Genomic DNA, 19,265 nt, shown 5'->3' on the forward strand with positions numbered 1-19,265 from the left:
TACAAGATGACTAAGAATATGGATTTACATCAGAAAAAACGTGCACAGAACGAGATTCATATGGAAAATCCAATGCTTACAGGCTCAGCAAACCGTCAGATCATTCGTCTGGCACTGCCTCTTCTCTGCGGAAATATTCTTCAGCAGGGATATGGGGTGGTTGACTCGATGATGATCGGGCGGTTTCTTGGTTTTGATGCATTTGCTGCCGCCGGCAGTCGGCTGGTGCGGACTTCTTATTAGTTATGGGTTACTGGTTCTTGGATTATTGAGAAAAAATGATTATTTAAAATCTTGAGAAAACAGGTTGTCTGTGCGATAATAACAGTGTTATATAACGCTGTTATAAAACGTTGTTACAGAATAAGAAAATTCGTAACACGGGTAATAACATTGACAACACAGAGAGGAATTTCCATGGCAATTCAGAAAAAAGAAACGGTTCAGGCAATCATGGAAGCAGGAAGAGAAGAATTTCTCTCCTGCGGATATGAGAAGGCATCCATGCGGCGGATTGCCCAGAAAGCATCGGTGACGACCGGAGCGATCTACGGGTATTTTGCGAGCAAGGAGGCGCTTTTTGAGGCGCTGACCGGGGATGTGGTATATGGACTTTTGGACTGGTACAGACAGGTGCATGAGGAATTTGCACAACTTCCTCCGGAAAACCAGCCGGGGCGGCTGACCTCGGTTGTGGAGGAATACATTCCGCAGATGATTCACTATATTTATGAGAATTTTGAGGCATTTCGCCTGTTCTTTAGCGGGGGAAATCCGGCAGTCTGCGAGGATTTCATGGATCAGCTCGCAAAGATTGAGGAGAAATCGAGCCGGGAGTTTTTGGCGGCGATGAGACAGATCGGAAAAACAATGCCCGAGATGAGTGATACACTGATTCATATTCTGTGCCGTTCATTCTTTCAGCAGATTCAGGAGTTTGTCTCCCATGAGGTGCCGGAGGAGCAGGCGGTGCATGATGCCCTGATTCTGTCCAGGTTTCAGCATGCGGGCTGGCTCAGTCTGATTGAGTCCTGAAACAGGAATCCCTGAAACCGGGAAAGAAGGACGCAGTGAACAAAGAAAATGGAAAAAACGGGAAAGGAAGAGAGAACGTCACATGGATGACATTCGCAGGCAGTTACCGTTATCTGACGGGACTTGGATGTCTGCTTGCGGGGATCAGTGCAGTGGTGGGACTTTTTCCCTATCTGTATATGTGGAGTGCAATTAAGACCGCTGTTTGCAGCTGGCCGGTGGCAGATGCGCAGGCGCTGATCTTATGTGGATGGAAAGCAGTTGCCTCGGCGCTCGGATCGATGGCACTGTATTTTCTGGCACTTCTTTGCACCCATTTTGCGGCGTTTCGGACGGCGCGAAATTTAAAGAGCAGGGCAATGCATCGCCTGATGGAACTTCCGATCGGAACGATTCGCCAGATCGGAAGCGGAAAAATCCGGCGGATTGTGGATGACGGGGCAGCGCAGACAGAGACGTATCTTGCCCATCAGCTTCCGGATCTGACCGGAGCTTTTGTCACTCCGATTGCGGTTTTGATTCTGTTATTATTTTTTGACTGGAGATTTGGACTGATCAGTCTGATCCCGATGGGAATCGGTGCGGTGTGCTTAAGCCGGATGGCAGGGCCAAAGCTTAAAGAAAAGATGGACCAGTATCAGGATGCACTCGGTGACATGAACAATGAGGCAGTCGAATATGTGCGCGGAATTCCGGTTGTAAAGACATTTCAGCAGAGTGTTTTCTCATTCAAAAATTTTCACGAGGCGATTCTGCGCTTCCGGGACTGGTCGGTGAGCTACACGATCTCCCTGCGGCTTCCGATGTGTGGATATACGACGGCGATCCACTCGGCGTTTCTCTTTCTGATTGTAGCGGGAGTCCTTCTGGTCGGTGATCTCTCATCGGGACAGCAGGCGGTTGACACGGCGCTTGATCTCGTCTTTTATCTGCTGTTCACACCGGTGTGCGTGACGATGATGGACAAGATCATGCACTCAAGCGAGAACACGATGCTTGCAAAAGATGCGATTGAGCGAATCCTTGCGATTATGCGTAAGGAGGAACTTTTAAAGCCGAAACATCCGAAAACTCCCGAAGATACTGCTGTGGAGTTTGATGACGTGAGCTTTTCCTATCGCAAGGACGGAAAGAATGCGCTTGAGCATGTCTCGTTCCGGATAGAGCCGGGTACCTGCACAGTGCTTGTCGGAGAGTCCGGAGGAGGAAAGAGCACGGTTGCAAGCCTGATTCCGCGTTTTTTTGACGTGGATCAGGGGAGAATCCTGATTGGCGGAGTCGACGTCCGCGAGATGGACACCGAGGAACTTATGCGTCAGGTCAGCTTTGTCTTTCAGGACAGCCACCTCTTTAAGGCAACCCTTCTCGAAAACATCCGTGCAGGTCGCCCGGATGCTTCCCGGGAGGAAGTCATGCAGGTCGCTCTTGAGGCACAGTGCAGGGACATCATTGAAAAAATGCCGCAGGGACTCGACACTGTAGTCGGAGAGAAGGGCGTTTACCTGTCCGGCGGAGAGTGTCAGAGAATTGCGCTTGCGCGGGCACTGTTAAAAGACGCCCCGATCGTTGTGCTCGATGAGGCGACGGCATTTGCCGATCCCGACAATGAGGCATTGATTCAGAAAGCATTTGAGAAGCTGATCCGGAAAAAGACGGTGCTGATGATTGCACACCGGCTCTCGACCGTGTGCGGGGCAGATCAGGTCCTTGTGATGCGGGCGGGGACGATCGCAGAGTGCGGAACGCACCGCAAACTGCTCGAACAGAATGGGATCTACTCAAAGATGTGGGCAGATTATCAGGCAGCGGCAGAATGGAAGGTGGGTGAGAGAAATGCGTAAATATCTTCAGAACAAATTTGCGCTCAGTGAACGGGGAGCGTCAGATCTTGTGAGAGCATCGATCGCCTGCACGCTCAGCAACATCGGGCTGATGTTTCCGATGGGAATCCTGACGATTTTTCTTGCGAACCTCTTTGCACCGGTTCTTGCGCTTGCACCGGGCATAATTTCGCCGTCAGCGGGTAGGGCAGCAGTGAATACAGGTAATGTGGCGCAGGACATCGCTGTCGGGGTGATTGTTCTGGCTCTGATTTTCGGGCTGACGTACCACCAGTATAATGCGACGTTTCTCTCCTCTTACCAGGAGAGTGCGGGGATGCGTATCCGCATTGCGGAGAAACTCCGGAAACTTCCGCTCGCATTTTTCGGTCAGAGAGATCTCGCGGATCTGACGACGACGATCATGTCCGACTGTGCATTTATGGAGACGGCTCTGTCCCATTTCATCCCGGAGCTGATCGGTGCATTCTGCTCGACGGTTCTGATTGGAATTGTGATGATGATTTTTAACTGGAAACTGGGAATTGCGATGCTCTGGGTCGTTCCGGTTTCGTTTGGGATTGCGGTCAGTGTACGTCCGGTTGTCGACCGTGCTGAGCGCAGACAGAAAGCAAAAAAGCTCTCTGCGTCAGACGGAATTCAGGAGTGTATCGAGACGATTTCCGATATTCGCGCCAACAATATGCAGAACCGCTATCTTAAGGCGCTTGATGCGAAACTCGATGCGGCGGAAGACGCGACGAGAAAGACGGAATTTATAAATGGAATTCTTGTCACGGCGACTCAGATGATTCTAAAAATCGGAGTGGCGACGACAGTTCTTGCCGGGGCGCACATGCTTGCGGATGGGTCACTCGAACTTTTGACGTTTTTGATCTTTATGATTGCGGCAACGAGAATCTACGGTCCGCTGACGGGCTGTCTTGAAAATCTCTCCGCAGTCTTCTCGGCGCTTCTCGTCGTGGAGCGGATGAAAGAGATTGAGAATCAGCCGGTCCAGAGCGGAGAGAAGGCAATGAAAAATCGCGGATATGATGTTGTCTTTGACCATGTGGGCTTTGCCTATCAGGATGGAAAAACCGTTCTCCGAGATGTCTCGTTTTCTGCAAAGCAGGGACAGATCACGGCCCTTGTCGGACCGTCCGGCGGAGGAAAGAGCACGACAGCAAAGCTCGTCGCCCGCTTCTGGGATGCGACTTCCGGAACGATCACGATCGGCGGGCAGAAGATCAGCGAGATCGATCCCGAGACGCTCTTAAAACAGGTTTCGATCGTCTTTCAGGACGTCATGCTGTTTAACAATACGATCATGGAAAATATCCGGATTGGAAGAAGTTCTGCGACGGATGAGGAAGTCATGGCAGCGGCGCGTATCGCCCACTGTGAGGAATTCATCAAACGCCTTCCGGATGGCTATCAGACCGTGATTGGGGAGAATGGCTCGGAACTCTCTGGCGGTGAGCGTCAGAGACTCTCAATCGCACGGGCGCTGCTGAAAGATGCGCCGATTATTCTGATGGATGAGGCAACCGCCTCCCTCGATGTCGAGAATGAGTCGCTTGTCCAGCAGGCAGTTTCTGAGCTTGTGAAAGACAAAACGGTTCTGATTATTGCGCATCGCATGCGCACCGTCGCAACCGCGGACCAGATCGTTGTCCTAAAAGATGGCGTCGTCGCGGAGTCGGGAACACCGGAAGCGCTGATGGAGCAGAAAGGAATCTTCCGCCATATGACGGAACTTCAGCGCGCAAGCCAGAAGTGGAGTTGCACGAACTGATTTCAGACCGCCCGGTCATTTGTAGGGGAGGAAAATCCCTTGCAGGTGACCGGGCGGTTTTTGCTTTGTAGGGAAAATGTCACCTTCAGGGCGACCATTTCAGATGAGAGATTTGGTATACTCATTGAGAAAGAAAACTTAGTTGCTAAAAAGATACGTCTAATGAGAGCAAGATAATATTGGGCAATCGTTAATATGCACTAAGGGAAAGAGGAAGAGAACGATGAAAAAGCGAAAAGTATTGGCAATGATGTCACTTTTATTAGCACTGGGGTGTACACAACCAGTACTGGCAGTAACCAGTGAAACGCCGCAGTGGGATCAGAGTGGTGGTGAATGGTATCAGGAAGATGGAAGTTGGAAATATCGTTTACCGAATGGAAAACGGGCAGAAGGACAGACAATCAAGATTGATGGCTATTGGTACTGTTTTAAAGCGATCAATGGAGTTATGCAGACTGGATGGTTTAAAATGGGTGGGGGTGATAGTTATGCGGACGAAAATGGACATATTTTGATGAATGCAATGACTCCTGACGGTTATTGGATTGATGGAGATGGACTATGGAATCCAAATGTGCCAAGGTGGACGAATCCAAATGGTGAGAATGAGCAGAATCAGCAAGAAAGTTCTGAACAAAATAACTCTCAATCACAATCGGAATCAGAGTCAGCAAATACGGAAGAATCCAAGAATCAGGATGAGGCATTTTCAAATCTGGTATATCCGGTGGATGTAATCAGTGGAGGATTTACAGTAAACAGTGTGGGTGGAGTTACTCCGGGAATTCTGTTTAGAAATAATTCAGGAAAGACAATAAAATATATTTCCTTTGAAATGACACCGTATAATAAGGTGGACGATCCAGTCAAGTGTACGGTTCGTAACTATTCTACAAAAACATGCAAAGCAACAGGTCCATTTGAGCCAGATGAAGGGATTGGAAAAGTGACGTATTCTCTGACATCGAGCATTCTTACTATTTTGGGAAGGGATACAGATAAGCCTTATTATTATACAAATATTACACACGAAAAAGTATATTTGGATAAAGCATCGTACGCAAAAACAGCGAATAATATGCCGGGATGGGAATGTGTGTGGTATAACAGTGGAATAGATTATATAAAAGTTACGAAAGCTATTGTAGAATATATGGATGGAAGCAGCGACACGGTTAGCTGTGACGTGGCAATGTTCAGAGATCGTTTTGACAAATACAAATATAAGTAAGCTTGTTCTAAATCAAAAGCAATACATTGTGATTGCCACAATCTATTGACTTTGAATGCCCGGTGTGCTACTATTGGAAAAAATTTCATACAGCAACAACAAAAGCATACAGGATAAGGAATCCTTCTGGAAATCTGGATGCAAAGATGGCTTCAGAAGGATACGGCAAAGAGCAGGAGGTCAAAATTATGAAAAAGACGATCACAGTGTTTAAGGGAGACGGTATCGGACCGGAAATCACAGACTGCGTTCTGGAAATTTTGGAAGCAGCGGGCGCAGAGCTGGATTATGAGATTTTCAATGTCGGGGAAGCAGAGTGGAAGCGAAATGGTGCGCTGATTCCCGATGAGGCTTATGCGTCGTTTGAGCGGAATCGCGTTCTGCTCAAATCCCCGATCACAACCCCGATCGGTCACGGTTTTCGTTCCTTGAATGTGACACTGCGGAATAAGTATGACCTGTATGCGAACATTCGCCCTGCTAAATCAAACGCTGCGGTGAAAACCCCGTTCTCCAATGTGGATATGGTAATTTTCCGGGAGAATACGGAGGATCTCTACGTCGGTGTGGAGAAGATGATCGATGAGGACACCGTCCATGCGACAAAGATCATCACCCGAAAAGCGAGCACGAGAATCATTCGCGATGCGTTTGAGTATGCGAAGAATCACGGGCGAAAGAAAGTAACCTGCGTCCACAAAGCCAACATCCTGAAAATGTCGGATGGCCTGTTCCTGAGCATCTTTGAGGAGATTGCGAAAGAGTATCCGGAGATTGAGCACGATGACAAAATCATTGACAATACCTGTATGCAGATGGTGATGAATCCGAATCAGTTTGACATTATCGTGACGCCGAATTTGTATGGCGATCTGCTTTCTGATCTGGCGAGTGGTCTGATCGGCGGACTCGGACTTCTGCCGTCGAGCAATCTAGGAACCGATTATGCGATGTTTGAGGCTGTTCACGGCAGTGCGCCGGATATTGCGGGAAAGCACATCGCAAACCCGACTGCCCTTTTGTGGTCTGCCTGCATGATGTTGGAGTATCTCGGTCAGAAAGATTGCGCAGCAAAAATCCGCGGGGCAGTTGATGAAGTTCTTGAGGATGGAACCTGCCTGACACCGGATCTTCACGGAATGGCGACAACGGAAGAGTACCGGGATGCGATCATCAAAAAAATAAAATAAATTCTTTTACCAAAAAATTCAATTATCAAAAGATTCAATGCTTTAAAAGAATTGTGCATCAGATTTCTGTCATAATGTTTCGGACGATTGTGAGGAGACTGGTGCACAGATTTTTTATGCTTTTTTTAAAATTTCTCATAATTCTCCAGAATTTCCCAAAATATGATAAAATAAAACATGTGAAAAATGAAAAAACCGATGAAAGGAAGAAAAAAGAAAAAAATTCCCAAACAGAGAAAGAGGAAAGCGAACAACAAAAAAACGAACAACAAAAACAGGAAAGGGAAAGAATGGGAAAAAAGTGGAGAAGCCGGGTGATGGCGTTTTTGCTTGTCTTAGCCGTATCACTTTCAGGATGCGGGGAAGTAGGCACGGCAATCGAGGCAAGTAGCACGGCAGAAGATGTTTTGGAAAAATACGCATCGCCGGTTAAAGCGGGGCAGACGATTTCCGGGGATTCCAAGTGGATCAATTCGGAGATTGAGGGTGCAATCGATGCAAAGACCTCGGTCAACCAGAAAGATGATTTCTTCACGGCAGTGAATCGGGACTGGATTCTTGACACGAAACTCAGCGAAGAGGAGCCGGAAAAATCAATCTTTTCAGAAATTCAGGATATCATGGATGAGCGCCAGAGCCAGATGTTGAAGCTGGATGTTGAGAATACGGATGGTCTCGATCCCGAGGTGATGAGCCAGAATCAGCTGATTCATGTACAGGATCTTGTTCACCAGATGATGACGTGCGCGGGAAACTGGGAGACGCGAAATGAACAGGGTGCGCAGCCTCTTGTGTCGTATCTGAATGCGATTGAGGAGATTCAGACGCTCGATGAGATGACGGCCTATCTGAAAAACCAGAATGGAAAGAATCTGGCTATGGATTTTCTGATTCCGTTTTCAGTTGAAGCTCCGATGAAGAACGGAGAGGTTTATACGGTGATGCTCTCGACACAGGCACCGGTTGCATTGCAGGAACCATACAAGTATTTGCAGGTCAGCGGGGATGGAATCCGGTACAAAGAGATGACGGATGCTCTGGTCAACCGTGTGCTCGGGATGCTGGGATATGAGAAAGTACAGATCCGCAGAATTTTAAAACAGAATTACCTGTTTGAGGCCGAACTGGCAAAAAACATGACATCATCGGCGGAACGTCAGACGAAAAAATATCTGACAAAAGATCGAAAGGTCTATAACAGAGAAGAACTGGAAAAAATTCAGGGAAATTATCCTCTGCTTGAGATTCTGGATACTTACGGTCTCGGGGATTCGGAGACATTTACGGTTGAACAGCCGCAGTATGTGAAGCAGGTTGGAAAATTGTATACGGAAAAACGGCTGGAAGAGATCAAGTCTTATTATATGGTGCACACCATTTTGTGTTCTCTTGAGCTGTTGGATCGTGATACTTATGATATGGCACAGATGCTCAGTCCGGCTGAGAAAGAAAAAAAAGAAGAGACTCCGGATGATTCTGAGGAGAAAAAACCTGCTTTTGATCCGGAGACAGAGTTCTTTCTGGAAAATTACATAGAGAATTATCTCTCCGGTGCTTACCAGGAAATGTATATCGGCCGCTACTGCACAGCCTCCGAGAAACAGGCGCTGTCGTCGATGATCAGGGAAGTGGCAGAAGGATTTCGAAAAATTCTTGAAGATACAGACTGGATGGGGGAGGAGACCCGAAAAGCGGCTCTGGAGAAACTGGATTATATGGGATTCCATATTCTCTATCCGGATAAGATGAAGGATTACACAACGCTGAATCTGAAAGAATCGGATACACTCGTGGATATGGTGGCATCTATCAATCAATTTGAGATAAGTCGGATCGATGAAAAGGTCAATCAGCCGGTTGATCGCAGTGACTGGGATATGGATCTGATGCCCACGACCATTGTGAATGCGTTTTATCAGCCGACTGACAATTCCATCAACATTACGGCTGGAATTATGGCGGGAGATCTTATGTTCAGTGAAGAGTTTTCTTATGAGAGAAATATGGCAATGCTCGGAAGTGTTGCAGGTCATGAGATCACGCACGGATTTGATACGAGTGGATATGAGTTTGACAAAAATGGTCATTATCTGGACTGGTGGACTGCTGCGGACAAAGAAAAATTCCAGCTCCGTGCTTCTAGACTCATCAAGTATTATAGCAGTCTGACACCGGTTCCGGGTGAGGCAGGTTATCAGGGACAAAGGGTTTCGGGAGAGGCCATTGCAGATATGGGAGGAGTCAAGAGTATTCTTCGCCTTGCAAAAGAAAAGGACTCGTTTGACTATGATGAATTTTTCCGGTCATATGCAAAACTTTGGTGCTGCAAGCATACTTACGGCAGAGAGACGGCATATTTCTCGGACGAGCATCCGCTTGGTTTTCTCAGAACGAATGTGACGCTTCAGCAGTTCGATGAATTTTTGGAGACGTATGGAATTGAGCCGGAGGATGGCATGTATCTGGAAAAAGAAAAACGAATTGTTGTGTGGTGAGAAATGGAAGGATGCGAATGACGATGAGTGAGACGGTTATCTCTTTAAAAGGAATTGAAAAAAGCTACGGAAAACATAAGGTGTTGTCGAATGTCAATCTGGATATCCAGAAAGGCGATATCTTCGGTCTGGTTGGAAAAAACGGAGCAGGAAAGACTACTATATTTAAATTGATTCTCGGACTCTCGGAGTACTCGAAAGGGACAATGGAGCTGAATGGGAGTGGAACGGATCTCGACAAGGGACGAGAGAAGATGGGATTTTTTATCGGCTCTGATTTCTTCGGGTATCTAAGTGGAAGAAGAAATCTGGAATATTATCGGCGGATGAAGGGAATCCGCGATAAGAAGGAAGTCGACAGGGTGCTCGAGATCGTCGGACTTGAGAATGCAAAGGGACCGGTAAGCCGCTATTCGATGGGAATGAAGCAGAGACTCGGAATTGCAAATGCGATCATGGGAAATCCTGAGATCCTGATTCTTGATGAGCCGACAAATGGCCTTGATCCTCAGGGAATTGCGGGAATCCGTGAGCTGATCCAGAAACTGAACCGCGATTACGGAATGACGATCGTGGTTTCCTCACATATTTTAGGGGAACTTCAGCATACCGCTCACCGTTTTGGAATTGTGAATGGGGGAAGTGTGCTGAAGACGATCACTCAGGAAGATCTGGTTTTGGAGCAGAAAGCAGTGAGAATCTCGGTGGATGATCTTGAGCGTGCAAAGGCAGTGCTTGAGGAGGCGGGAATCCATATCCTCAGTGAGGAGCGCGAGACGCGCACTCTGGAAGATTTCTACTTTAGTGTTGTGGAGGGAGAAAAACATGATTAACTATATCCGTGCGGATTTATACCGGTTGAATCGCCGCCTGCCGAGACTTTTCTGGCTCTTTATTCTGCTTGTCAGTAGTATGATATTTCTGGTGTGGAAATCACAGCATGATGTCTGGAACTCTGTCAATTATACGGCCGCTGTTGCATCGGTGATAGAGCTTGTGGGGATTCTCGCAGGTTTCTTTGAGACAAATTTTGCTTTCTCGGAAGATTTTAAGGCGAAAACCATGCAGATGGCGATCGGTTCGGGAATCTCCCGCCGACAGGTTGTGATGACAAAAATTGCAGGACTTGGAACAGTGATGTTTCTGGATCTGATGGTGCTGTATCTGTGCAGTCTTGTGTTTGGGCTTGTGACGGGAATTCAGATTCTGCCGGAGCAGATTGGGGAGATGAGCATTGTTCTTTTGTGCACTTGGATGAATGTCCTGTTTTATGCATCGGTGATCTCGATTGTCCTGTTCTATTTTCAGAGCGGAGGTGTCTGGATGATGCTGTACTGGATTGTGATGATTGATCCGGTAAACGTGATTATAGAGCAGTTTTCCGACAATGATATTGTGGCGTTTCTGCATCTGAAGAGTTTCACTTATACGACAATTCTGGGAAAATTCCAGACTCAGCTTGTGTTTGGAAAATTCAATTTTCCAAGCTTTCTGGGAATTGCGATTTACTTTGTGCTTGTGTGGGGAATAACCGTATTTTTATTTAAGAAGAGAGAACTGGAGTTTTAAGATAACGGAAAGATAAAGGAGTGTGTCAGGGAGAGAGGAAGACGGTAAGTTGCTGTACAGTGACGATTGCAAAGTCTTCCTCTTTTTTGGTTGGTGTTTCCGCGCGGTTCATGGTATGATAAGGGAGATTATTTGGAACTTAAAGATTTTAGGTTTTAGAAGCTAGACGATAGAAGATAGAAGATAGAAGGACAAAGCAGAGGACAGCATAGAAAAATGGAAAGACAGATGAAAAATAAAAACGAAGTGCCGGAAAGTGCACAGGTAAGTACACAGAAGAATGCACAGGAAAGAGCACAGGAAAAGGCGAAAAAGCGTGCGCTTCTCGTAATCAGTTTCGGAACAAGCTATCCTAAGACGCGTGCGAAGACGATCGATGCGATTGAGGCGGAGATGAGAGAAGCATTTCCGGAATATGATTTCTTCCGCGCTTTTACAAGCCCGACGATTATGAGAATCATGAGAGAGCGCGAGGGAACCTGGGTGGATGATGTGGAGCAGGCATTTGAGCGTCTGCTCGCAGAAGGGTATGAGGAAGTTCTTGTCCAGATGACCCATGTGATCCGCGGATTTGAGTACGATCGGATGATGGGAACAATCCGCAGATATCAGGATCTTTTCCGCTGGTTTGCGTGTGGAGAACCGCTTCTGACGGATGAGAAAGACTATCAGCGTCTGGCAGAGATTCTGGAAAACAAGTTTGCAGCATACCGTGTTCCGGGGACGGCAGTTGTGCTGATGGGACATGGAACAGAGCATGTCGCAAATTTCTCCTACGAGCGTCTTCAGAGACATCTGACGGACGACGGGGCAGGAAATCTTCTGATCGGAACGGTCGAGGCATCCCCGACTCTTGATGCGATGATGCAGGCAGTCAGAGATCAGAAACCGGACCGTGTTCTGCTTGCACCGCTTCTGATTGTAGCAGGAAACCACGTGATGATCGATATGGCGGGAGATCAGGAAGACTCATGGAAGAATCAGTTCCTTCGTCAGGGATACGAGGTGGAGTGCAGTTTTGAGGGACTCGGAGAGTATCCGGAGATCCGCAGGATGTATGTGGATCATGCAGAGGATGCCTTCAGATGCGCACAGGAAAAGTATGCACAGGATGCTCAGACGGAGAATCATTCCGGAAAAACGGTTCCGGGAATTCTCTGGGGAATCGGTGTCGGACCGGGAGATCCGGAGCTTCTGACACTCAAGGCAGTCCGCAAAATCCGGGAGTGCGATGTGCTGATGGTTCCGGGAGAGGATTACCGCAGCAGCATTGCGTACCAGATCGCACAGCGCGCGATTCCGGAGGTGGAGGAGAAACCGTGCGTGGGCGTGGAACTTCCGATGACCCGCGATAAGGAGCGGCTTGCACAGGCGCACCGGACAGCTGCAGAGCAGGTGGAGAATCTTCTCGCACAGGGCAAACAGGTCGGTTTCTTAAATCTCGGGGATGTGACCTTGTATGCAACTTATCTGTATATTCACCGCCTCGTTCAGGAGGCTGGGTATGAGGCGAGACTGATCAACGGAATCCCGTCATTCTGTGCAGCGGCAGCAGCGCTGAATGTGGGCCTTGCGGAGAATTCCGATCAGCTTCATGTGCTGTCTCAGCCGGGACAGATCGAGGAGGGACTCAAGCTTCCGGGAACAAAGGTCATCATGAAGATGGGCAAAAATCTGGATCAGGTGAAAGAGGAGATTGCACAGTCCGGCATGGAGGCGATGATGGTGGAAAACTGCGGGCTTCCGGGCGAGAAAATCTGCCGGAGCCTGGAAGAGATCCACGACGGTGCAGGATATTATTCGCTTGTGATTGTAAAGGAAAAGCAGGAAAAAAGAAACTAGGATTTCAGAGAATACGAGAAAAAACAAAAAGAGCAGTGGCGGAGAGGAAAACTTGATGAACAAGATTTACGTTGTGGGAATGGGACCCGGGGAAGAAAGACAGATGACGATCGAGGCGAGAGAGGTGCTGGAATCGTGTGATGTGATCGTTGGATATACGGTTTATGCGGAACTGATGAAAAAAATGCTTCCGGAGAAGACTTATCTGACGACACCGATGCGTCAGGAGGCACAGCGCTGTCGTCTCGCATTTGAGGAGGCACAGAAAGGCAAAAAAGTTGCGATGGTGTGCAGCGGGGATGCCGGTGTCTACGGAATGTCGGGTCTGATGCTTGAGATCGGGGAAGAGTATCCGGATTGTGAGGTCAAGGTGGTATCCGGTGTGACGGCGGCGCTTGCAGGCGGAGCAGTGCTTGGAGCACCGTTGATGCATGATTTTGCGGTCATCAGTTTGAGTGACCTTCTCACTCCATGGGAGAAGATTGAGAAGCGCCTGAAAATGGCAGCTGCCGGTGATTTTGTGATCTGCATTTATAATCCGTCGAGCAAGAAGCGCGCCGACTATCTCAAGCGCGCCTGCGAGATCATTCAGGCAGAGATCGGGGAGGAGAGAGTCTGCGGAATCGTCTCCCAGATCGGAAGAGACGGAGAACATGCCGAGGTGATGAAGCTCTCTGAGCTTGCAAACCGGCAGGTGGATATGTTCACGACCGTGTTCATCGGAAATTCACAGACGAAAGAGATTGATGGAAGAATGGTGACGCCGAGAGGGTATCGCATCTAAATTATAGGATACATAGGACGGATATGAGGGCAGAAGATGTGAGCTGAGCGTGTGAGATGGATCAACGGATCAGATCAATCAGGGATTACGAAACAGAAGGGTGAAAGACAATTGATGGAAGAGTATTATCAGAGACAGTTGGATTGCCTTTGCAGGCAGGTGCGCCCCCTGAGTGAGGAGGCGATGGAGGCGGCAGTCCGTCACTGGGACGGGATTGCAAAGCCGTTAAATGGTCTCGGACGTTTTGAGGCTATTTTAAGACAGATTGCGGGAATCCAGAGAACAGAGAATATTTCTTTAGATCGCAAGGCTGTTGTCGTGTTCTGTGCGGATAACGGAGTTGTCGAGGAGGGTGTGAGCCAGACAGACAACAGTGTGACAGCGATTGTGACGGAGAACTTTGCCCGCGGAATTGCGAGTGTGAATCGAATGGCGTCAACGGCAGGTGCGGAGGTACTTCCGGTCGACATGGGAGTTGCGGGAGAACTTCACGAACCGGGGATCCGGAAGATGAAAGTCGATTTCGGCACAAAGAATTTCTGCCGGGAGATGGCAATGACGAGGGAACAGGCGCTTGAGGCGATTCACAATGGAATTGCACTCGCCGGAGAACTCAAAGATGCCGGATATGATGTTCTGGCAGTTGGAGAGATGGGAATCGGAAACACGACGACATCGAGTGCGATTGCGAGTGTGATGCTTGGAGTGGATCCGGAGACGGTGACCGGAAAGGGTGCAGGTCTCTCAGATGAGGGACTCACGAGAAAGATCGATGCGATCCGGCGGGGAATTGCGCTCCATCATCCAAGCGCAGCAGATCCGGTCGGTGTGCTCGCCGCACTCGGTGGATTTGATATTGCGGGAATGGCGGGACTCATGCTCGGTGGTGCAATCTCGAGAATTCCGATCGTTCTTGACGGAATCATCTCGGAGGTGGCAGCGCTTCTCGCCACGGCAATCTGCCCGGAGACGGTATCCTATCTGATTCCGTCCCATCTCGGAAAAGAACCGGCCTGTGCCCGCATTTTTGAAAAGCTGGATCTTGAGCCTGTGATCCATGCGGAGCTGGCGCTCGGAGAGGGAACGGGAGCCGTGATGCTCTTTCCTCTTCTCGACATGGCATGGGAAGTTTACAGGGAAAACAGCACTTTTGAGGATATTCATGTGAAGGCGTATGAAAAGCTGTAACAAAACTGTGAATCCCCAAAAACAGAAAATGGGAATTGCAAATAAAAATCGTAAACAAAAATCGTAAACAAAGATCGTGAACAAGGATCATAAATCCATAAACAATAAGTGAAGGAAAGGACGGTTGAGAAATGGTCTATTTTATCGGAGCGGGACCGGGAGATCCGGAGTTGATTACGGTGAAAGGAAAGCGTCTGATTGAGGAATCCGATGTGATTATCTATGCGGGATCTCTGGTGAATCCCGAGGTACTTGCAGGCGCAAAACCGGCTGCAAAAATCTACAACAGTGCAACAATGACGCTTCCGGAAGTGATTGAAGTGATGAAGAAGGCGCAGGCAGAGGGCAAACAGGTGGCACGCGTGCATACCGGGGATCCGTCGATTTACGGAGCGCACCGTGAGCAGATGGTGCGTCTCGATGAGCTTGGAATCGCATATGAGGTGATTCCGGGAGTCAGCTCTTTTCTTGCGGCAGCGGCAGCCCTCAAGCGCGAGTACACGCTTCCGGAGGTCAGCCAGACAGTGATCCTTACGAGAATGGAGGGACGTACCCCGGTGCCGGAGAGGGAAAAAATCGAATCGCTTGCATCGCATCAGGCGACAATGGCGATTTTCTTGAGTGTCGGTCAGCTCGATCAGCTTGTAAAGCGGCTGATGGAGGGCGGCTATCCGGAGAACACCGAGACAGCAGTTGTATACAAGGCTTCCTGGCCGGATCAGAAGATTGTCAGGGGAACACTCTGCGACATTGATGGGAAAGTGAAGGCGGCGGGAATCCGCAAGACTGCCCTTGTTCTTGTCGGAAGATTCCTTGGAGATGATTTTGCACTCTCAAAATTGTATGATGAAAACTTTACACATGAATTCCGGGAGGCAAAAAAGCGTGACTGAGAAAAACAGAACGGGAAATGACATGGCTGGGAAGAAGAGTCCCGCAAAGAAAATCATGGTTCAGGGAACGATGTCGAATTCCGGAAAGAGTTTTCTTGCCGCGGGTCTGTGCAGAGTCTTAAAGCAGGATGGATACCGCACGGCACCGTTTAAGTCCCAGAATATGGCGCTGAACTCTTACATCACAAAAGACGGACTTGAGATCGGGCGCGCGCAGGCGATGCAGGCGGAGGCAGCGGGGATTGAGCCGACAGTCGAGATGAACCCGATTCTCTTAAAGCCGACGAGCCAGATGGGAAGTCAGGTAATTGTGAATGGGGAGGTCTACGGGAATCTCCGCGCGATGGATTATTACCGGAGAAAACCGGAGTTCATTCCGGCAGTGAAGAAGGCCTTTGAGACTCTCGAGGAGGAATTTGATGCGATCGTGATCGAGGGCGCGGGAAGTCCGGCTGAGATCAACTTGAGAGACAATGACATTGTGAACATGGGACTTGCAGAGCTTGTCGACGCGCCGGTCATCCTTGTCGGGGATATCGACCGCGGGGGTGTGTTTGCCTCGCTCTATGGGACGGTCAGTCTGCTCGAACCGAAGGAGCAGGCGCGGATCAAAGGTCTTGTGATCAACAAGTTCCGCGGTGACAAGAAAATCCTTGAGCCGGGACTTCGGATGATTGAGGAGCGGCTCCACATTCCGGTGATCGGTGTGATTCCGATGGAGCAGATCGACCTTGATGATGAGGACAGTCTCTCTGACCGCCTGACGAGGACGGGAGCGGAAAATGGCAGCGGCACAGCGGACACAGCAGATGGCAGCGGTGAAGAAGAGGTCGTGAGAAATGCACTTGATCTGGCTGTGATCCGCCTGCCGCACATCTCCAATTTCACGGATTTCAATGCGCTTGAGCGCCATCTGGGAGTTGAACTGCGCTATGTCGAGAGGGTTTCCCAGCTTGGAAATCCGGATCTGATTCTGCTTCCGGGAACAAAGAACACGATCTCGGATCTGATCTGGCTGAGGGAGAGCGGATTCGAGCCGGCAATCCTCAGAAAGACTGAGTTTGATCATGTCCCGGTCATTGGAATCTGTGGAGGATATCAGATGCTTGGCGAGCAGCTTTCCGATCCGGACGGAGTCGAGGGCGAGGAAGGAAGAAGGATCCGCGGAATGGGACTGCTTCCGGCGCGGACCGTGTTTGAACAGAGAAAAACGCGTGGCCAGACGGAAGTTGTTCTTCAAAGGAACACGGGAATGTTTGAAAAATGTGCTGTGGGAGCGAGAATCACCGGATATGAGATTCATATGGGAATTACAGAACTGACCGGGAAGGCAGAGCCGGTTTTTGAAAGAACTCAGGATGATCATGGCAAGACCTCTCAAATCATAGCCCATCAGAGCTGGGAGGGACTTGAGCGCGAGGATGGACTGGTGCTCGGCACCTATCTGCATGGACTCTTTGACAATGAGGAACTGACGGCGGCTCTTCTTGAAAGACTTGCGGAGAAAAAGGGAATCTCCCTTGAGGCGACGATGGAGAGTCAGGAGGCTTATAAACAGCGCCAGTATGACAAGCTCGCCGACCTCGTCCGCGAATCCCTCGATATGAAGGCGATTTACCGGATGATGGGACTTGAAGGACCAAAGCAGAAAGGAAAGGACGGACAGAGACGTGTTTGAACAGATGGAATGGGTGAAACCGGCGGAGATCGAGGCGAGAAGCATGCAGATCATCGAGTCGGAGATGCCAAAAGGAGACTGGACACCGGGAGAACTCCTCGTCGTGAAGAGATGTATTCACACTTCTGCGGATTTTGATTATGCCAAAAATCTGTATTTTTCGGATCATGCCGTTGAGCGGGCGATCGAGATCTTAAAGTCGGGTGCGACGATTGTGACGGATACCAACATGGGTGCAGCCGGTATCAATAAGCGCGCGCTGACGGCACTTCATGCGAATGTCCGCTGTTTTATGGCAGATCCGGATGTCGCAAAAGAGGCGAAGGAGAGAGGAGTGACCCGGGCAGTTGTCAGCATGGAATATGCGGCAAAACTGGAAGGACCGGTGATCTTTGCGATTGGAAATGCGCCGACTGCTCTGATTCGTCTCTACGAGATGATTCAGGAGGGAAAAATTTCTCCGGCATTTATCATCGGGGCCCCGGTTGGATTTGTCAATGTCGTGGAATCGAAAGAGCTGATCTGTGATCTTGACGTTCCGTGCATTGTGGCGAGAGGAAGAAAGGGCGGAAGCAACATCGTGGCTGCGATCTGTAATGCACTCATGTATCAGATCGAGGGAACAAGATGAGAGTTTCTGCGGGTGTCGACGTGAATTCTTGTTTGTGAATAAACGAATAAAAATGCAAAACTCTCAAGTTACATGAGAGTTTTTCTGGCATATCGTGTCTGGTGTTTTATATGGTGAGCGGGTGTCTGAAGAGGTCTGAAAAAGCAGAAAAAGAAAGGGGAATGGCGGATGGCTTACAAATATTTGAGTATTGGAGAGATGGCAAAAATCAACAACATTTCGGTTCCGACGCTTCGTTTTTATGATTCTGTGGGACTTCTGCGCCCGTGTTACACCGATCCGAACACGCATTACCGCTACTATGATATTCGCCAGAATGCAAGGCTGGACATGATTCAGTACATGAAGGAACTCGGGATGGAATTAAAAGAGATCCAGGAAGTGCTTGCCTCGGAGGATCTGCACAAGATCGAGGCGATTCTGATAAAAAAACGGGAGCAGACAATCGAGGAAATCGAGCAGAGAAAGGTGCAGAGGGACGCGATTGACCGGGCGATCGAGAGCATGGAGCGCTACCGGAAGTCTCCGAAGCGAGGAACCTTCACTTTAGAGTATATCCGCCCGAGAAAAATTTACGGAATGGAGACAGATCTCAACTTTTATGACCATGACATTGACACTTACGAGGTTATTTTGAAAAAGTTGAAAATGAAACTCTTAGAGCACAATGTTCCGCCGGTGTACTATTGCAATGCCGGAACTTTGCTGAAAAAAGAGAATTTTCTGAGACAGCGCTTCGTCTCAAACAAGATTTTTGTCTTCGTGGACGAGCATTTTCCGCTTCGGAATGAGGTGGAGACGATCGAGAACGGGATGTATGCCTGCGTGTATCTCGATGAGTTTGGCGATGAGCAGGAATTTGCTGCGAGACTGCTCAACTATTGCCGGGAACAGGGATATGAGGTTGCCGGGGATTACATCTGCGAGACGATGACGGAATTCAACGTGTTTGACACGGAAAAACGATCGATGTTTCTCCGCCTTCAGGTTCCGGTAAATTTCACAAAATAGCGGGAAATATTTGGCTATAATACACAGTTGACCATCAAGTGACATGAGACCTTATACTATGGGTATGATAAATAAATAACAAAGCGACAGGGGCAAA

At 48.8% G+C, this 19,265-nt stretch carries 16 protein-coding genes; all 16 read left to right on the top strand.

Annotation, left to right across the window (positions count from 1 at the left end; genetic code table 11):
• The first annotated feature begins 6 nt into the window (after window positions 1-6).
• The 16 genes from ACR0QE_RS05625 to ACR0QE_RS05700 all read left to right on the top strand — a co-directional run bounded on the left by ACR0QE_RS05625 (window position 7) and on the right by ACR0QE_RS05700 (window position 19,168).
• A complete protein-coding gene (locus ACR0QE_RS05625) occupies window positions 7-243 on the top strand; it encodes a hypothetical protein (protein WP_432627384.1) in 237 nt (78 codons plus the stop codon).
• A 174-nt stretch (window positions 244-417) separates the two neighbouring features.
• On the top strand, window positions 418-1,035 hold the full coding sequence (locus ACR0QE_RS05630) for a TetR/AcrR family transcriptional regulator (protein ID WP_432627385.1): 618 nt from the start codon (window positions 418-420) through the stop codon (window positions 1,033-1,035).
• 86 nt (window positions 1,036-1,121) lie between these two features.
• Window positions 1,122-2,876 carry an ABC transporter ATP-binding protein gene (locus ACR0QE_RS05635; protein ID WP_432627411.1) on the top strand — a complete coding sequence of 585 codons (1,755 nt, stop codon included), beginning with the start codon at window positions 1,122-1,124 and terminating at the stop codon, window positions 2,874-2,876.
• The gene (locus ACR0QE_RS05640) at window positions 2,869-4,653 is read left to right on the top strand and encodes an ABC transporter ATP-binding protein (protein WP_432627386.1); all 1,785 of its coding nucleotides are present in this window, start codon (window positions 2,869-2,871) and stop codon (window positions 4,651-4,653) included. Before ACR0QE_RS05635 ends, ACR0QE_RS05640 begins: the two co-directional genes overlap by 8 nt.
• 223 nt (window positions 4,654-4,876) lie before the next feature.
• Entirely contained in the window at window positions 4,877-5,887 is a 1,011-nt protein-coding gene (locus ACR0QE_RS05645; protein ID WP_432627387.1) for a hypothetical protein, read from the top strand.
• A gap of 188 nt (window positions 5,888-6,075) precedes the next feature.
• Window positions 6,076-7,077 carry an isocitrate/isopropylmalate dehydrogenase family protein gene (locus ACR0QE_RS05650; protein ID WP_432627388.1) on the top strand — a complete coding sequence of 334 codons (1,002 nt, stop codon included), beginning with the start codon at window positions 6,076-6,078 and terminating at the stop codon, window positions 7,075-7,077.
• Between the two features lie 290 nt (window positions 7,078-7,367).
• Window positions 7,368-9,572, top strand: coding sequence for a M13 family metallopeptidase (locus ACR0QE_RS05655; protein ID WP_432627389.1), 2,205 nt, complete (start codon window positions 7,368-7,370; stop codon window positions 9,570-9,572).
• 23 nt (window positions 9,573-9,595) lie between these two features.
• Window positions 9,596-10,405 (top strand): ABC transporter ATP-binding protein, encoded by an 810-nt coding sequence (locus ACR0QE_RS05660; protein ID WP_432627390.1) that lies wholly within the window; start codon window positions 9,596-9,598, stop codon window positions 10,403-10,405.
• Complete coding sequence (locus ACR0QE_RS05665) at window positions 10,398-11,141, top strand: hypothetical protein (RefSeq protein WP_432627391.1); 744 nt, start codon at window positions 10,398-10,400, stop codon at window positions 11,139-11,141. The genes ACR0QE_RS05660 and ACR0QE_RS05665 overlap by 8 nt, the downstream gene beginning before the upstream one ends.
• A gap of 228 nt (window positions 11,142-11,369) precedes the next feature.
• Entirely contained in the window at window positions 11,370-12,983 is a 1,614-nt protein-coding gene (cobI, locus tag ACR0QE_RS05670) for a precorrin-2 C(20)-methyltransferase (protein WP_432627392.1), read from the top strand.
• 55 nt (window positions 12,984-13,038) lie between these two features.
• On the top strand, window positions 13,039-13,767 hold the full coding sequence (gene cobJ / locus ACR0QE_RS05675) for a precorrin-3B C(17)-methyltransferase (RefSeq protein WP_432627393.1): 729 nt from the start codon (window positions 13,039-13,041) through the stop codon (window positions 13,765-13,767).
• 114 nt (window positions 13,768-13,881) lie between these two features.
• Window positions 13,882-14,955, top strand: a complete 1,074-nt coding sequence (cobT, locus tag ACR0QE_RS05680) for a nicotinate-nucleotide--dimethylbenzimidazole phosphoribosyltransferase (protein WP_432627394.1) — start codon at window positions 13,882-13,884, stop codon at window positions 14,953-14,955.
• A gap of 131 nt (window positions 14,956-15,086) precedes the next feature.
• The gene (gene cobM, locus ACR0QE_RS05685) at window positions 15,087-15,848 is read left to right on the top strand and encodes a precorrin-4 C(11)-methyltransferase (RefSeq protein WP_432627395.1); all 762 of its coding nucleotides are present in this window, start codon (window positions 15,087-15,089) and stop codon (window positions 15,846-15,848) included.
• Between the two features lie 22 nt (window positions 15,849-15,870).
• On the top strand, window positions 15,871-17,526 hold the full coding sequence (locus ACR0QE_RS05690) for a cobyric acid synthase (protein WP_432627412.1): 1,656 nt from the start codon (window positions 15,871-15,873) through the stop codon (window positions 17,524-17,526).
• 4 nt (window positions 17,527-17,530) lie between these two features.
• Window positions 17,531-18,157, top strand: a complete 627-nt coding sequence (locus ACR0QE_RS05695; RefSeq protein WP_432627413.1) for a precorrin-8X methylmutase — start codon at window positions 17,531-17,533, stop codon at window positions 18,155-18,157.
• Window positions 18,158-18,325: 168 nt separating this feature from the next.
• Window positions 18,326-19,168: a MerR family transcriptional regulator gene (locus ACR0QE_RS05700; protein WP_432627396.1), complete on the top strand. Its 843-nt coding sequence runs from the start codon at window positions 18,326-18,328 to the stop codon at window positions 19,166-19,168.
• Window positions 19,169-19,265 lie beyond the last annotated feature (97 nt).

Source organism: Brotaphodocola sp., from assembly GCF_050873065.1.
Taxonomy (GTDB): Bacteria; Bacillota; Clostridia; order Lachnospirales; family Lachnospiraceae; genus Brotaphodocola.

What these genes read in the sequence shown, in the direction of transcription:
- ACR0QE_RS05625 (WP_432627384.1), top strand. Translation starts at nt 7, where the DNA reads ATGACTAAGAATATGGATTTACATCAGAAAAAACGTGCACAGAACGAG.
- ACR0QE_RS05630 (WP_432627385.1), top strand. Translation starts at nt 418, where the DNA reads ATGGCAATTCAGAAAAAAGAAACGGTTCAGGCAATCATGGAAGCAGGA.
- ACR0QE_RS05635 (WP_432627411.1), top strand. Translation starts at nt 1,122, where the DNA reads ATGACATTCGCAGGCAGTTACCGTTATCTGACGGGACTTGGATGTCTG.
- ACR0QE_RS05640 (WP_432627386.1), top strand. Translation starts at nt 2,869, where the DNA reads ATGCGTAAATATCTTCAGAACAAATTTGCGCTCAGTGAACGGGGAGCG.
- ACR0QE_RS05645 (WP_432627387.1), top strand. Translation starts at nt 4,877, where the DNA reads ATGAAAAAGCGAAAAGTATTGGCAATGATGTCACTTTTATTAGCACTG.
- ACR0QE_RS05650 (WP_432627388.1), top strand. Translation starts at nt 6,076, where the DNA reads ATGAAAAAGACGATCACAGTGTTTAAGGGAGACGGTATCGGACCGGAA.
- ACR0QE_RS05655 (WP_432627389.1), top strand. Translation starts at nt 7,368, where the DNA reads ATGGGAAAAAAGTGGAGAAGCCGGGTGATGGCGTTTTTGCTTGTCTTA.
- ACR0QE_RS05660 (WP_432627390.1), top strand. Translation starts at nt 9,596, where the DNA reads ATGAGTGAGACGGTTATCTCTTTAAAAGGAATTGAAAAAAGCTACGGA.
- ACR0QE_RS05665 (WP_432627391.1), top strand. Translation starts at nt 10,398, where the DNA reads ATGATTAACTATATCCGTGCGGATTTATACCGGTTGAATCGCCGCCTG.
- cobI (WP_432627392.1), top strand. Translation starts at nt 11,370, where the DNA reads ATGAAAAATAAAAACGAAGTGCCGGAAAGTGCACAGGTAAGTACACAG.
- cobJ (WP_432627393.1), top strand. Translation starts at nt 13,039, where the DNA reads ATGAACAAGATTTACGTTGTGGGAATGGGACCCGGGGAAGAAAGACAG.
- cobT (WP_432627394.1), top strand. Translation starts at nt 13,882, where the DNA reads ATGGAAGAGTATTATCAGAGACAGTTGGATTGCCTTTGCAGGCAGGTG.
- cobM (WP_432627395.1), top strand. Translation starts at nt 15,087, where the DNA reads ATGGTCTATTTTATCGGAGCGGGACCGGGAGATCCGGAGTTGATTACG.
- ACR0QE_RS05690 (WP_432627412.1), top strand. Translation starts at nt 15,871, where the DNA reads ATGGCTGGGAAGAAGAGTCCCGCAAAGAAAATCATGGTTCAGGGAACG.
- ACR0QE_RS05695 (WP_432627413.1), top strand. Translation starts at nt 17,531, where the DNA reads ATGGAATGGGTGAAACCGGCGGAGATCGAGGCGAGAAGCATGCAGATC.
- ACR0QE_RS05700 (WP_432627396.1), top strand. Translation starts at nt 18,326, where the DNA reads ATGGCTTACAAATATTTGAGTATTGGAGAGATGGCAAAAATCAACAAC.